Origin of the sequence: Hymenobacter sp. 5516J-16, assembly GCF_022919335.1 — a bacterium.
In the GTDB taxonomy this organism is placed as follows: domain Bacteria; phylum Bacteroidota; class Bacteroidia; order Cytophagales; family Hymenobacteraceae; genus Hymenobacter; species Hymenobacter sublimis.
The window spans coordinates 3,503,280-3,517,329 of record NZ_CP095058.1 but is presented as its reverse complement, the minus strand read 5'-3'; the positions used below and the strand labels follow the sequence as shown (position 1 = coordinate 3,517,329).

14 protein-coding genes and 3 pseudogenes are annotated in these 14,050 nt (G+C 57.7%); 6 read left to right on the top strand and 11 right to left on the bottom strand.

Annotation, left to right across the window (positions count from 1 at the left end; genetic code table 11):
• Window positions 1-7: 7 nt before the first annotated feature.
• Window positions 8-565: a 5-(carboxyamino)imidazole ribonucleotide mutase gene (gene purE, locus MUN84_RS17485; protein WP_188556801.1), complete on the bottom strand. Its 558-nt coding sequence runs from the start codon at window positions 563-565 to the stop codon at window positions 8-10.
• Between the two features lie 151 nt (window positions 566-716).
• On the opposite strand from purE, the gene MUN84_RS17480 reads away from it, so the two are divergent.
• The 3 genes and pseudogenes from MUN84_RS17480 (at window position 717) to hemE (ending at window position 2,974) form a co-directional block, all read left to right on the top strand.
• The gene (locus MUN84_RS17480; protein ID WP_188556802.1) at window positions 717-1,343 is read left to right on the top strand and encodes a MarC family protein; all 627 of its coding nucleotides are present in this window, start codon (window positions 717-719) and stop codon (window positions 1,341-1,343) included.
• Window positions 1,344-1,393: 50 nt separating this feature from the next.
• Entirely contained in the window at window positions 1,394-1,900 is a 507-nt protein-coding gene (locus tag MUN84_RS17475; protein ID WP_244695282.1) for a hypothetical protein, read from the top strand.
• 50 nt (window positions 1,901-1,950) lie between these two features.
• Window positions 1,951-2,974, top strand: a pseudogene (gene hemE / locus MUN84_RS17470) (uroporphyrinogen decarboxylase).
• Window positions 2,975-3,102: 128 nt separating this feature from the next.
• Here the strand turns inward: hemE and MUN84_RS17465 are convergent.
• The 6 genes and pseudogenes from MUN84_RS17465 to MUN84_RS17440 all read right to left on the bottom strand — a co-directional run bounded on the left by MUN84_RS17465 (window position 3,103) and on the right by MUN84_RS17440 (window position 8,869).
• A pseudogene (locus MUN84_RS17465) lies at window positions 3,103-4,118 on the bottom strand (bifunctional heptose 7-phosphate kinase/heptose 1-phosphate adenyltransferase).
• A gap of 212 nt (window positions 4,119-4,330) precedes the next feature.
• Window positions 4,331-5,496, bottom strand: a pseudogene (locus MUN84_RS17460) (pyridoxal phosphate-dependent aminotransferase).
• Between the two features lie 162 nt (window positions 5,497-5,658).
• Window positions 5,659-6,732 carry a nucleoside-diphosphate sugar epimerase/dehydratase gene (locus MUN84_RS17455; RefSeq protein WP_244695281.1) on the bottom strand — a complete coding sequence of 358 codons (1,074 nt, stop codon included), beginning with the start codon at window positions 6,730-6,732 and terminating at the stop codon, window positions 5,659-5,661.
• Window positions 6,720-7,649, bottom strand: a complete 930-nt coding sequence (locus tag MUN84_RS17450) for a glycosyltransferase family 2 protein (RefSeq protein WP_244695280.1) — start codon at window positions 7,647-7,649, stop codon at window positions 6,720-6,722. The genes MUN84_RS17455 and MUN84_RS17450 overlap by 13 nt, the downstream gene beginning before the upstream one ends.
• 184 nt (window positions 7,650-7,833) lie before the next feature.
• Window positions 7,834-8,448, bottom strand: coding sequence for a recombination mediator RecR (gene recR / locus MUN84_RS17445; protein WP_188556807.1), 615 nt, complete (start codon window positions 8,446-8,448; stop codon window positions 7,834-7,836).
• 139 nt (window positions 8,449-8,587) lie between these two features.
• A complete protein-coding gene (locus tag MUN84_RS17440; RefSeq protein WP_244695279.1) occupies window positions 8,588-8,869 on the bottom strand; it encodes an ATP-dependent Clp protease adaptor ClpS in 282 nt (93 codons plus the stop codon).
• 360 nt (window positions 8,870-9,229) lie between these two features.
• Here MUN84_RS17440 and MUN84_RS17435 point away from each other — a divergent pair, with 360 nt between their 5' ends.
• Together MUN84_RS17435 and MUN84_RS17430 are read left to right on the top strand one after the other, a co-directional pair.
• Complete coding sequence (locus MUN84_RS17435) at window positions 9,230-9,787, top strand: hypothetical protein (RefSeq protein ID WP_244695278.1); 558 nt, start codon at window positions 9,230-9,232, stop codon at window positions 9,785-9,787.
• A gap of 265 nt (window positions 9,788-10,052) precedes the next feature.
• Window positions 10,053-10,772 carry a hypothetical protein gene (locus MUN84_RS17430; protein ID WP_244695277.1) on the top strand — a complete coding sequence of 240 codons (720 nt, stop codon included), beginning with the start codon at window positions 10,053-10,055 and terminating at the stop codon, window positions 10,770-10,772.
• A gap of 94 nt (window positions 10,773-10,866) precedes the next feature.
• Here the strand turns inward: MUN84_RS17430 and MUN84_RS17425 are convergent, their stop codons facing one another.
• Both MUN84_RS17425 and MUN84_RS17420 read right to left on the bottom strand, forming a co-directional pair.
• On the bottom strand, window positions 10,867-11,514 hold the full coding sequence (locus tag MUN84_RS17425) for a YceI family protein (RefSeq protein WP_244695276.1): 648 nt from the start codon (window positions 11,512-11,514) through the stop codon (window positions 10,867-10,869).
• 48 nt (window positions 11,515-11,562) lie between these two features.
• Window positions 11,563-12,012: a MarR family winged helix-turn-helix transcriptional regulator gene (locus MUN84_RS17420; protein ID WP_244695275.1), complete on the bottom strand. Its 450-nt coding sequence runs from the start codon at window positions 12,010-12,012 to the stop codon at window positions 11,563-11,565.
• Between the two features lie 194 nt (window positions 12,013-12,206).
• Between MUN84_RS17420 and MUN84_RS17415 the strand changes: the two genes are divergently transcribed.
• Window positions 12,207-12,788, top strand: a complete 582-nt coding sequence (locus MUN84_RS17415) for a DUF6799 domain-containing protein (RefSeq protein ID WP_244695274.1) — start codon at window positions 12,207-12,209, stop codon at window positions 12,786-12,788.
• A 123-nt stretch (window positions 12,789-12,911) separates the two neighbouring features.
• On the opposite strand, the gene MUN84_RS17410 is transcribed toward MUN84_RS17415, so the two are convergent.
• Window positions 12,912-13,547, bottom strand: coding sequence for an enolase C-terminal domain-like protein (locus MUN84_RS17410; protein WP_244695273.1), 636 nt, complete (start codon window positions 13,545-13,547; stop codon window positions 12,912-12,914).
• Window positions 13,544-13,930: a hypothetical protein gene (locus MUN84_RS17405; RefSeq protein WP_244695272.1), complete on the bottom strand. Its 387-nt coding sequence runs from the start codon at window positions 13,928-13,930 to the stop codon at window positions 13,544-13,546. Before MUN84_RS17405 ends, MUN84_RS17410 begins: the two co-directional genes overlap by 4 nt.
• Between the last annotated feature and the right edge of the window lie 120 nt (window positions 13,931-14,050).

Sequence of the window (14,050 nt, the reverse complement as noted above, 5' to 3'; positions counted from 1 at the left end):
GTAATACTTAGTCATCGTTGAAGCCGCCTTTGCGCAGCTCTTCAATGGTGCGCATTACCTTATCTTTCAAGGAAGTACGGTATTTTTCTAATACATCAGCCAGCCGTGCGTTGCCCAGGGCCAAAATCTGGGTAGCCAGCACCGCGGCATTAGAGGCCCCGTCGAGCGCCACTGTAGCCACGGGTACGCCCGCCGGCATTTGCAGCATCGACAGAATAGAATCGAGGCCGTGGAAGGAGGTGGTGGAGTTGATGGGCACCCCAATGACGGGCAAGGTAGTAAAGGAAGCGACCATGCCAGGTAGGTGAGCCGCCCCGCCGCCGCCGGCAATAATTACGCGCAGGCCGCGCTTACGGGCCGTTTCGGCGTATTCTACCAGCCGGTGGGGCGTGCGGTGGGCCGAAACCAGAGTTATTTCATAGGTAATCCCAAACTGCTGAAGTAGCTCAGCGGCCACCGACATAATTTTCAGATCGGACTGAGAGCCCATGATAATTCCTACCAGAGGAGTATCATGAGGAGCGGGAACATCGGCCGCCGCAGCGGCGGGAAGCGTGGTAGGCATAGGAAAAAACAAAGAAACAGGATCAACCTAACTAGGATTGGCTTCTACGGCCCTCCGAAACGGTGGTTGAGTCTATAAACATAGCATTTTCCCTGTTTGCTGATTCTCAAAGGCTCGTACCTTTACCCGCTGTCCTTGTGTTTTTCTGCCTATGGAAATTCTGCTTGCCACGTTTACTACGCTGTTTTCCGTGGTGAACCCCTTCAGCGCCATGCCCGTCTTCCTGACTCTGACGGAAGAGGACACGCCCGCCCACCGGGCCAGCATTGGACTGCGGGCCTGCCTGTACATGATTGGGGTGCTCTCCGTTTCGTTTTTCGCGGGCCAGTACGTGCTGAATTTCTTTGGCATCAACATTCACCATTTGCGCATTGCCGGCGGCATTCTGCTCATGCGCTCGGCCTTCGATTTGCTCACGCCCGGCGGCAACCGCAGCAAAGTATCCGACGCTACCCTGGATGAAAGCCGCCACAAAGACGACATCAGCTTCACGCCCCTGGCCATGCCCATGCTCTCGGGCCCCGGCTCCATGGCCGTGTGCATCGGCCTGTTCACGGAAAAGCTGAGCTACCTAGATATGGCCCTAATTTTCCTGGGCTTCGTGCTGGTAGCCTTGGCCGCCTACATCATCCTCATGTCCTCGCTCCGGCTCACGCGCTTTCTGGGCCGCCCCGGCATGGCGGCGCTGGCTCGCATCATGGGCTTTATTACCCTGGCCATTGGCGTGAACTTCCTGGCTACGGCCATTGCGGCGCTGTTTCCGGGGTTGAGCAGGTAGCTAGACAGATGACTTGGGCACTTGTAATTATTGTACCTCTTCTGTTCATCATGGCGCTGCTCGGTATTTGCTGGGCGGTATATAGATGGCTTCGGAAGCGCACTGGTCAACGAGTGGGCTCGCTTTTCCTAGTTGGAATAGGTCTGTTGGTCATTTACACGTTCTATACAGCACTTTATCCTGACGATGAATTCTACCGGGAAAAATATGAGCAAATAACGCTGCTTCCTTTTCCGGCGTCAGGCCGCATTATTAAGAAAGCTGCTTCTTATCCCGATGTTCCTCAAGGCCACTACCGAGCCTGTGCTTTGGTGGAAGTGGCGCCGCATGATTATCAGCGACTGCAGCAGTATTTAACTAATAACCCGCGATTTTCGCCCCATTCGTGCATTTTGGGTGACGAGTACTACAATGATTTGCCGTTCGAAAGGGTAGCTGGCACTATTTCCTGTACCCGATACGCACACGGTTATGCCCAGAAGGGCCCATTTGAGTTGTTATATGTCGGTTTACTGAATGATGGGAAGTCACTTGTCATCTATAGATTTAGTATTTGAATTATTGAGCGACTGACAACACCTTAGGCTGCCCTATCTTTGCGGCAGTTATGCTGAAGAACGACCTCCTCCTCCGTGCCGCCCGTGGCGAAGAAACTGAGCGTACCCCCGTGTGGCTGATGCGCCAGGCCGGCCGCATCCTGCCTGAATACCGCGCCCTGCGCGCCCGCCTCAGCGGCTTCAAAGAACTGGTAGAAACCCCGAGCTGGCCGCTGAAGTCACCATTCAGCCCGTCGATGCCCTAGACGTGGACGCGGCCATTATCTTCTCCGATATTCTGGTAGTGCCCGAGGCCATGGGCCTGACCTACGAGATGGTAGAAGCCCGCGGCCCCCTATTCCCGAAACCATCAAAACGGCCCACGACGTAGCCCGTATGCGCGTGGCTGACCCCGAGGAGCACCTAGGCTACGTGCTGGAAGCCATCCGGGTGACCAAGCGCGCCCTCAACGGTCGGGTGCCACTCATTGGATTTGCCGGTGCGCCCTGGACTATCTTGGCCTACATGGTGGAAGGCCACGGCTCGAAAACCTTTAGCAAAGCCCGTCGCATGCTCTACGCCGAGCCGGAACTGGCTCACGAGCTGCTGCGCAAAATCACGGCGACTACCATTGCTTACCTCCGGGCGCAGGTGCAGGCTGGGGCCAACATTATTCAGGTGTTTGACTCCTGGGCCGGCATTCTGCCGCCCGCGCACTACCAAGAGTTCAGTACCCGCTACATTGCCGAAATCTGCCAGGCCATTCCGGAAGTGCCCGTGACGGTGTTTGCCAAGGGTGCCTTCTGGGCCGTGGAGGAATTTGCCCAGCTGCCCTGCCGCACCATTGGCCTCGACTGGAATCAGGACCCGCGCGCCGTGCGCCCGCTCGTCGGCGACAAAACCCTGCAGGGCAACCTCGACCCCTGCGCCCTCTACGGCACCCCGGAGCAGGTGCGCGCCGCTACCCTCCAGATGCTGGAACAGTTTGGCAAGCACCGCCACATCGCCAACCTCGGCCACGGCGTCTACCCCGACACCAACCCCGATAACGTGAAAGTCTTCATTGAAACGGTGAAGGAGCACAGCCGCCGGTAGGCAGAATATAGTCCAACAAAGCGTGTCATTCCGAGTGGAGCGAGGAATCTGGGTTAACCATCAGGACAACCCAGATTCCTCGCTCCACTCGGAATGACACGCTTTGTAGCAAACTGACTTCTATAGCCTTATAGCGCCAACCCTACCTCTTCGGCCTCGGCCAGAAGCTGCTGCTTTTCAATAGGCACTACCCCTACCTGCTCGCAGACCAAGCCACCGCCCAGGTTCGCCAGCGCGGCCGTAACGGGGCAGGCAGCCCCAGGGCCACGCACAGCGCAGCAATGCTAATAACCGTGTCGCCGGCGCCAGAAACGTCGGAAATGGTGCGCAAGTGGGCCGGAATGTAGGTACGGGTCAGGCTGCCGTTTTCCACGAACACGCCGCGCTCAGAGAGGGTTACCAGCACGATTTCGGGAGTGAGCAGTTCGCGCAGTCGGGCCACGGCGCTTTCAAAGGCAGGACGGTCGGCTTCGGCATCGCCGAACTCTAGCTTTAAGCCTTCGCGCAGCTCCTTGAGGTTAGGCTTGAACAGCGTGCAGTGGCGGTAGGCCAGGAAGTTTTTCTTCTTGGGGTCCACAACGGTCGGAATGTTGCGCTGCCGGGCCAGGCGGATGAAGTGCTCAATACTGGCCTCGTTGAGTACGCCCTTGTCGTAGTCCTCAAAGATGACCACATCAGCCTGCCCGAGTAGTTGCTCGTAGCGGGCGGTTAAGTCGGCGTTTTCGGAGGAGTTCAGGTCGGTTTCTACCTCCGAGTCGATGCGCAGGAGTTGCTGACCGTGGGCCAGGATGCGCTGCTTGACGGTGGTAGGGCGTTGCGAGGAACGCACGATGCCGGCAGCTGAAAGGCCAGTAGCGTGCAGTAAGTCCAGGAGTTGGTCGCCGCCCTGGTCCTTGCCAATTACGGCGCAGAGTAGCGGGGTAGCGCCCAGGGCCTGCACGTTCAGGGCCACGTTGGCGGCCCCACCCAAGCGCTGCTCGGTGCGGCTCACATTTACTACCGGTACCGGCGCCTCGGGCGAGAGACGGGCGGCTTTGCCCCACACGTAGGCGTCCATCATCACATCCCCCACGATGAGCACCGTGAGATTATTGAACGCGGCAAATAATTCAGGCAGGGAAGCGGGCAATACGGCAGCAGGCATTACGGCAGGTTCAGGAGATGAAGGCCGCAAAGGTAAGTTTTGGCTGTCATTCCGAGCGGGAGCAAGGAGCCGGAACTAGTCGATTTGCTGATACCCCCGATTCTTCATTCCTGCCCGGAATGACAGTTCAACAGCACTTTAGCCACGAAAAACGCCGTGCTCCTTGTCAGAGCACGGCGTCTTGTTTCTTATTGAAAGACCTTGGGTTCTGCTTACTTCAGCTTCGCCAGACTGTTTTTGAGGCGGACAAACGCCTCCCGCAGCTTTTCGTCGGCAGCGGCAGTGCTGAAGCGGATGCAGTTAGGGGCGCCGAATGCGGAACCATCCACGGCGGCTACGTGGGCATCATGGAGCATGAACAACGACAAATCCATGGCGGAATTAATGACCTCGCCGCTGGGGTAGTCTTGCCAAAGTAGCCCGTCACATCGGGGAAGATGTAGAAGGCGCCGCTGGGGGTAGGCGTGCGGAAACCAGGGATTTCCTTGACCAGTTCCAGCACCAAGTCGCGGCGGCGGCGGTAGGCTTCCACCATTTCATCGGCGGAGGAGCGGCCACCTTGCAGGGCCGCCAGGGCGGCGCGCTGGGTCATGGCGCAGGTGCCGGAAGTAATCTGGCTTTGCATTTTCTCACAGGCGCAGGCAATGTCCTTGCTGGCGGCCAGGTAGCCCACGCGCCAGCCCGTCATGGCGTAGCCCTTCGAGAAGCCATTCACCGTAATGACGCGGTCCTTGATATCGGCGAATTGGGCAATGCTCACATGCTCGCCCACAAAGTTGATGTACTCGTAAATTTCATCGGCCAGCACGTACACCTGGGGGTTACGCGCGACTACCTCGGCAATGGCGCTCAACTCCTGGCGGGAAAACACGGCTCCCGTGGGGTTACAGGGCGAGGAATACATGATGAGCTTGGTGCGGGGCGTAATGGCGGCTTCCAGCTCCGCCGCCGTCACTTTGTAGTCGTTTTCCAGGGAGCCCATCAGCTGCACCGTGGTGCCATCTGCCAGCCGTACCATTTCCTCGTAGCTGACCCAGTAGGGCGAAAACACGATAACCTCGTCGCCGGGATTCACCAGGCTCAGCACGGCGTTGGCCAGGGCCTGCTTGGCGCCGGTGCTCACCACAATGTTCTCAGGCTTGTAGTCGAGCTGGTTGTCGCGCTTGAACTTGTCGCAGATGGCCTGGCGCAAATCGGGGTAGCCGGGCACCGGGGTATAAAAGGTGAAGCCGTCATCCAGGGCCTTTTTGGCGGCGTCCTTGATGTACTGCGGGGTTTGAAAGTCCGGCTCGCCGAAGCTGAGGCTGATTACATCCACGCCCTGGGCGGCCAGCTCGCGGGCTTTTTTAGCCATGGCAATCGTCTGCGACTCTTGCATGGCGTTGATACGGTCGGAAAGTACGAGGGGGCGAGGGTGGTAGCTCCAGACATGGAAAACGGGTGGTTGGGGAAGGCCACAAAGGTACGGGGAATGTACGGAGTGTGGCGCGAAACTCCGGGCGCCCTCCCCTCCTACCGGGTGCCCATCCGCCAGACGGCGCTAGGCTTCGCGGCCCAGCCAACGGAAGCAGCGCAGCAGCAGCGTTACATCGGTGCTGGCCTCGTACTCCTTGGCGTAGAGCAGCTCCAGGCGGCGGCGGGTAGCATCCGTCAGGAGGGCGGCGGTGCCCGGGGCAGCATCGGCGGCGGAAAGCACGGCCCGAGCTAGGCGGCGCGGGGCCGTGGCGTAGCGCAGCCCTACCCAGGTGCGGGAGCCAGCCAGCACACGCAGGCAGTTGCGCAGAAAACCCAGTTTGTGCTGTTGCGCCCACACCACCACCGGAGAGACCAGCAGCAGCAGCAAGCTTACCAAGATATCGAGCAGGCGCTTGTTGCGGATTTGGGCCGGCCGGAACAGGTTCAGGGTAATATCCAGGGTGTAGTAGTCGCCCGAGGAGTCCTTGCCCGAGCTGCCAATGATGTACTCACTACCCTGGGGCAGAATTTTGTACTCCACCGGCGGCTGGCGGTGCAGCTCCACCATCAGCCCAATGATCTGACTGGCGGCCAAGTCGCGGCCGCAGAAAATCAGCTCGTTGAGGTTATAGATGCGAATAATATCGTCGAGCTGGCGCACTTCCCCGAGCAAGTCATCGGCCGGGGAGGCGGCTTTATTGGTGGTATTGCCCGGCTCAATGTAGCCGATAACCCGGGCCGGCACACCGGCGTGTTCCAGCAGCTGGCGCACCCGCTGAGCTTCCTCTAGGGAGCCGATAATAGCCACGTTTTTCTGGTGCTCGTCGGTGAGGCTGAAGCGGCGGTGCCGGATGAAGTTCGTAGCTACCCGGCGCAGAACCAGGGCGGCCACGGCCCACACGCCGCCTAGTACAATCAGAGCTTTGGAGAAGCGCCAAGCATCCAGAAAATTACTGAACGCCGAAATGAGCACGGTGCCCACAAAGATGCCCCGCACAATGCGGCTGGCGCGGGTAGGCTTATCGTAGGCCCCACTGAAAAAGGCCGACAGCAGCCACACGGCCACATACACCGGCACGGCTACTGCCATGTAGTTATCGGGGTAGGGCCCGCGCACGTAGCGGTGGTTTTGCTCCCAGTAGGTTTTCAGGAAGTACATGCCCCGTAGATCAGACCAGCATCCAGCAGCACGGGGGCAGCCTGCACTACCAGCCGCTGGGCCACCGCTGCCCCCGCCCGCAGCCAGATGGCCAGGTTTATCAGGAAGCTAAAAGTCCCTGCCCGATTCGGGGCGAAGTGCTTGCGGGCAAAAATCACCATGGCCCGGTAAAACACGAACACGTAGTTCACGCTCGTGCGCTTGGTGCTCTCGCCCTTGTAGTGAATGATGCGGGTACCGGCGAAGTAGTAATTTTTCCAGCCGCCTTGCGTGAGCCGGTACGACAGGTCAATGTCCTCGCCGTACATGAAGTAGTCCTCATCCAGCAGCCCCACCTGGTCCAGGGCGGCCTTGCGCATCAGCATAAAGGCGCCGCTGAGCACCTCAATTTCGTGGCTTTGCTCAGGGCTCAGAAACCCTAGGTGGTAGCGGCCAAACCGCCTTGACTTTGGAAACAGCTTGGCCAGCCCGAAAATCTTATAAAAAGCCACCCAAGGGGTAGGCAGCCCGCGCTTGCTTTCCGGCAGAAACATGCCCTGCCCATCGAGCATCTTTACGCCCAATCCGCCCGCCTTGGGGTGCTGGTCCATAAACTCGCAGCACAGCCGGAAGGTATCTTCCTCTACCACTGTGTCGGGGTTGAGCAGCAGCACGTACTGGCCCTGGACCCGGCGCAGGGCCTGATTGTTAGCCTTGGAAAAACCGGGGTTGTCGTGGTTTTCGATAAGGATTACCTCTGGAAACCGAGTTTTCACCATGGCCACCGAGCCGTCTACGGAGTTATTGTCCACCACGAAGACTTCCACCGGCCGGCCCAGCTTTTCCACGGCCCGCCGCACCGACAGCAGCGCTTGCTCCAGAAAGTAGCAGACGTTGTAGTTGACAATTACGACGGACAGGGCAACAGCAGACGGCACGGGCGCAGAGCAGGAAAGGCCGCGAAAGGTAAGCAGACTCTCCCTGTTCTAAGAACTCGGCAGCAAGTAGGTGTAGTTTTCAAACGCCCGGAGGTGCTACCTAATTGAGCTACCGGCCACTGTGTAAACGAAAAGCCCTACCTCTCCAGGCAGGGCTTTTTGTAGCCTATAACCTTCAAACCCATTACCGCGCCTGACGCTGACGCTCCACAATGCTGCGGCCCAGAGTAATTTCATCGGCGTACTCCAACTCGCCGCCCATGGGAATGCCGCGGGCAATGGTGCTCACGTTCAGCTCGGGCAGGTCGCGGAGCTTGCGTGAGAGGTAGAAAGCCGTGGTGTCGCCCTCCATGGTGGGGCTAATGGCCAGAATTACCTCCCGGATTTCAGAGCCCTCCTTGGTCACACGCTCCACCAGGGAATCAATGGTCAGGTCAGAAGGCCCAATGCCTTCAATGGGCGAAATGACGCCGCCCAGCACGTGGTACATGCCCTGGTACTGGGCCGTGTTTTCAATGGCAATAACGTCGCGGATGTCGGACACCACGCACACGGTGCTCTGGTCGCGCAGCTGGTTGGCGCAGATGCTGCACTCCGGCGTATCGGAAATGTTGTGGCAGGTATCGCAGTAGCGAATTTCGAAGCGCATTTTAGCCAGGGCCTCCGCCAGGGTAGCGGTGGTATCGGCTTCGGCCTTGAGCAAGTGCAAGGCCAGCCGCAGAGCGGTTTTCTTGCCTACTCCGGGCAGCTTCGATAATTCGCCAACGGCGCTTTCTATCAGTTTGGAAGGAAATTCCATTCAGGTCAGGAAGAGGGTAAAAGAACTGTCATCCGGGGCTCGCGCTACCTGAGCAGGCGGCCTGTTCTTAAACAACAATTGCCGCCCAATGGGTCCGTCGCAAGCGCAGGATGACAGATTTTTTCAGCCGATAAAACGGCTACACCACGTCAGCCGAGATGCCTCGGTCGTGGATGGCGGTGCACATGCCTGCCAGTTCATCGTAGGCCCCGTGCTTTACCGTGCACTGCCCTTTGTAGTGAATGAGCAAGGTACACTGCTCGGCCTGCTCTGGCTGGTGGCCGCACACGTCCATGAGCGTTTTGATGACGTGGTCGAAGGTGTTGATGTCGTCATTATACACGACTAAGTCGCGGACATCAATGGTTTCTTCCAGGAGCAGAACGTCCTCGTCGTACTCAATTTGCGGTTTGCTGTTCATGGCACAAAAATACGGAGAAGCAAGCAAAAAGCCGGATTCAATGGGCCCGGCTGGCCTGATATAACTTGTTGAGAAGCTGAATCGTTTCCGCTGCCCACAAAGTTTACCCGACGCAATAGTTAATCGCCTCGGCATAAACCAAGCTGGCCCGCCGGCTGGTGCGGCGGCAGTTGGGGGAGCTTCGCTAGTTATTGTTCGTGTTGCGTTTAGCAGGGTGGCAACTCACAGCCAGAAAAGCATTGCCCAAGGTTGAGCAAAGCAAAACAGTAAGCGGACTGCCAACGTCTACCGTACTGCGGCTATTTATCTGCGCCGTTTCCGGGCTACTTTTGACCTTTCTCTGCTGCCTACCCCTGCCTCATGCCCGTTCCGTCCGCCGAATTCAAGCGTGCCCTCAAGCGTTTATCCGACAAGGAAAAGGAAGCCCTGCTGCTGCGGGCGGCCCGCCGCGACGCCGAGCTTTACGATACGCTGTGCTTTGAGCTGCTGCCAGAAGTAACCAGCGAAACTGTGTTTGAGCAGGCCTCCGACCAAATTCACGAGCTGTTTGCCGTGGGCGCTACCGGCCGCCTGCTCAACCGCAGCCTCACAAAAGCCCTGCAAAAAGCTACCAAAGAAGTAGCCCGCGCCCGCCGCATTACTAAGGACAAGCGCCTGGAAGTTGACCTGAACCTGTTTACCCTGCGCCACATCTTCGAGAATTACACGGGGCAGTTTGAGAGCGTATACGCAGGCTTCTATACCAGCACGGCCCGGTTAGCGGCCCGCACCGCCCAGCTGATTCTGCAAAACCTGCACGAGGACTTGTGGCTGGAGTACAAGGCAGAAATGGATGATTTTCTGCAGCAACTGCATGCCCGCACCAAAAGCCGCAGCCTCAAATTTGAGCTGCCGCGCGAGCTAGAGTTGCCGGCGTAAACCTGTGTTACGCCAACAGATACGCAGGAAAAGAAGAGGTAATACAATCCCTACTTAACTGCCTTCTCCATCATACACTTTTTATAATACAATCTACGGCGCACATAACATCTTGTTAGCCAGCGGGTCCGGTAAAGTTCTGGATTTAGAGAAGATAATTCATAATTCTTTCATTTCCAGCATACAGCACGTGCCCGGGACGAATAGCTTTGTTGAGCAAGCCAAGAGTTGGCTTGGTGCGAAGTCGTTTCTGTTCATTTATTCTATGCAAAAACTCTTTACCCGATTTGCGGCCGTGGCCTCGGCTACGGTGCTGCTATCCAGCTGTGCTGGCAGTTACTCCGCTATCCGTCCCGAGCGTATCAGCTCCTACCAGGCCAGCAGCGTTACCGGGGCGCCCGTTGATTTTAGCTACCGCTACAGCGCCCTGCTCAACGGCGGCTCAAATAAGAAATACGTTAAGAAAGAGCGCAAGCAGGGCTACCAGGTAGTGGCCGTACAGATCAAGAATAATACCGGCGGCGACCTCAATTTCTCCCGCGACCTAGAGCTGACCTTCAGCGACCGGCCTGTTATGCCCGTGCCGTCGTTGCAGGCGGCCAATGACCTAAAGCAGGGCGTGGCTATTTACCTGCTCTATGTACTGGGTATTGGGCAAATTGGCGGCACCTATGATCCCAATACCGGCGCGACGACCGGCGGCACGTTGTTTCCCTGGGGCCCATTTGCGGCAGCGGGCAACATGATTGGGGCTAGCTCAGCCAACAAAAATATGCGTAACGAATTCACCAAATACGACCTCACCAACAAGGTGATTCATCCTGGTGAAACCGTGTACGGCATTGTGGCCCTGCGTGAAACCGGCGTGGCTCCTCTCAAGCTTACCCTGCGCAACAGCGCCGCCGTAGCGCCGGCGCCCGCCCAGGCTCCTACCCCGGCGCCGGCGGCCAGCCCGGCCCCCAGCACCACTAGCGGTGGCCGTTAGCCTACGGGCGCTGCTTATTCGTAGTATATAATACAAGAAAAACCCCTACCGGCACTGCCGGCAGGGGTTTTTCAGCTTTGTAGAAGCTTAAGAATTACTTCTTGGCAATGACGTTGAAGCTCATGGTGAATTCGTCCATGATGGCTTTGTCGCCGATGCTCTCGAAGAACGACTTCGAGCCGTACTTGATGTCGTACTTGGTGCGGTCAATGGTAGCGGTGCCGCTGGCCGAGGCCACGCCGTTTTTCACACCTACTTTGGCTGGGAAGGAAATCGGCTTGGTAATGCCTTTAATGGTCAGTTCACCGTTTACGGTGGCGTTGTTACCATTAGCGTCGCCTTTCAGCGGAGCCAGGCTGGTGATTTTGAAGGTAGAAGTGGGGTTTTTGTCGATGCTGAAGAAGTCCTCGGAACGCAGGTGGCCCACCAGCTTGCCGTTGTACTCCTGCTCCTTAATGTCCTCCACTTTCAGGGAGTTCATGTCCACCACGAAGGTACCGCCCACAATTTGGTTGCCGCGCACCAGCACGTTGCCATCCTTAAACTGGATGTTGCCGTTGTGCTGACCCGTTACTTTTTTGCCTACCCAGCCCAAAGTGCTCAACTGGGGCTGCACGGCATACGCTACACTGGCGGCTTTCTCAGTGCCGGCATTGGTTTTCTTCACGGCGGGCTGCTGAGCAAAAACCGGAGCAGCGAACAAGGAGGCAGCCAGCAGGGCCGGCAGAATCATTTTTTTCATGACGTAAAAACAAAAAGGGAATAGGGAAATCAGAAGAAACTGAAACCGTCAGTTGCGGACTTTATCGAGCAGGGCGCTGAGTTGAGCGGCCTCCTGAATTGTGAGGTTATGCAAGCCAATATTCTGGGACTCCAGCACGGCATCTAGGCGCTGCAGTAGCTCCAGCCCAGCTTCCGTAATGCGGATGTCAACGGCCCGCCGGTTGCTGGGGCAGACTTTGCGGGTTACCAGTTGCTTGGCTTCCAGCTTATCAACAATGCGGGAGGCATTGCTGGTTTTATCCAACATGCGCTCAATCAGCAGGTTGACCGTGGCCGGCTTGGGGTGCTGGCCGCGCAGAATGCGTAAAATGTTGAATTGGGGCAATGTCAGGCCATATTCCTTGAACGTGGCGCTCTGACGCTGCTGCAGCCACCCCGCCGTGAATATCAGGTTGATATAGGCTTTCTGGTAATCGTCTTTGAAAATTGGCTGCTTAATTTCGTCCTCTATCTTCATGAGTTGCAGGGCAAGGCTGAATGACGGTGCAAATATATGTACCTACATTTAATGTCACAACACCGTTCGTCTTATTTCTTCAAAAATAACTATTTTACTCTACCCTTGGTTCAGGCGGGCAAGGAAGCTGATCAGGTAAACGCCAGCGGGCAAACCGCGTACATAGCGCAAACCCCTCCTCTACCCTACGTCCCATGAAAAACCTCTTGTTGCTTCCCGCGTTGGCCATGAGCCTGCTAACTGCTTCTCTGGCCACTGCCCAAACTAGCTCCGGATCCACGGTGGCCGGCCCGGTCGCCACAGCCCCCTCCGACCGTTTTGTGATGCAGAACGGTGAAGTAGTGCTGGTGCAAGGCAAGCGCCCCAACCCGCTCAACAAAAACGTGCTACTCTCCAATGGCACCAAAATCAACTACAAAAGCGGCATTGTGGAGTTGCCAGGCGGCAAAAAGACCACGCTGAAAGAAGGCGACTACGTGCGCCCCAACGGCGACATTGTATTTGCTACCCCCGCCAGCGCGGCCCAAGCCCGCGGCGACAACTCTGTACCTGCCGGGGCACAATTCGAAACGTACCTAGACCCGCGCCCGGCTCCTTCGACACCCGCTGCCATGGAATCCCGCCTGTCGGAGATGAACACCAAAATCAGCCTGATGGCAGAGAAGATTCAGCTGCTCAATCAGAAAATCAGTCTCCTAACGAACAGCAGCCAGCGCCCAGCTGATACAGCCGCCCTGGACAAGCAAATTCAGGCCATTGATGCCAAGCTGAAATAAGCGGGGGTATGTGGTGGCTAGGAATTATACCGGTTAGCTCACCCAAGGCAATTACTGTTCACATAGCTCACGCTAACAACTAAAAAAGCCTGCTGAACAGTGTTCAGCAGGCTTTTTTAGTTGTTAGCCTTGGTGGCCTTGCCTAGCAACCAAATGGCCTTGCGTTTCCTGCACTAGCCCAAACGGCTCGTCCCGCACAACCAAGAAGCCATCCAAGTCGCAGACGTCGGCTAGGGAGCTTACCTGCAGGGCCGACCAGATGCCCAAGGAGGTTTCCACCATGCAGCCGAGCATGGTTTGCAGCCCGTGACGACGTGTTTCGCGCAGAATTCGCAGGCCGTTGAGGTAGCCACCGGCTTTCATCAGCTTCATGTTTACCCCATCAAACTGGCGGGCAATGTCGGCGAAGTCGGCCTCATCCGTTACCGATTCGTCGGCGAATACGGGCGTGCCCAGGCGGCCTTTTAGGTGGCGGTAATCATCGGCGCGGGCGGCGGGCAGGGGCTGTTCGAGCAGGCGCACCTGCAGTCCCGGCAGGGCCCGAATGGTTCCCCAGCTCTGGAGCAAGCTGTCGGCATCGGGCCAAGCCTCGTTGCCATCAATAAGCAGGCTGCGGCCGGGCAACAGGCGGGTTACTTCCCGCAGCAGGTCTGCGGCTCCTTCGCGGTTTACCTTAATCTTGAGCAGAGGAAAGCGGTCTAGATGCTGTTCCCTCACAAAATCAGCCACCTCGCCCGGCTCCATAATGGGTAGGGTCATGGCCGTGGGTACCGGCCGGGCTGGGGCTCCAGCCCAAGCCACTGCGCCACCGACTGCTGCTGCCGGCTCGCCTCCCAGTGCACCCACGCCGATTCCAGGGCAAAGCGCAGGGCGTGGGCCGGCGGGTGAGTTGCCAGAAAGTCGGTGAGTTCAGGCAAGGTAGCGCACTGGCTTAGCCCAGCTGCCTGTAACTGCTCAAACTCGGCCTGCAAGCTCTCTGGGGTTTCGCCGTACCGGATATTAGGCGCGGCCTCACCCGTTCCGCTGCCCTGAGCATCCGCTACGCGCACAATTAGGTTGGTTTTGGCGTCAGAGGCATTGCGGGAGATTTTCCAGGTGTAGCGCAGGGGCAGCAGCAGGGAGGTTAGCGTCCAGGTAGGCATAAGCAGCGAAAAGGCAAATTTTGGCGGAAGATAACGCGCAAACCGAGTTGGGCACGCCGTGGGCGCCTAGACAGCTGCTCTGTACGTTGCCCCCGTTCCAGGCAGCTGAAAAGGCGCTAA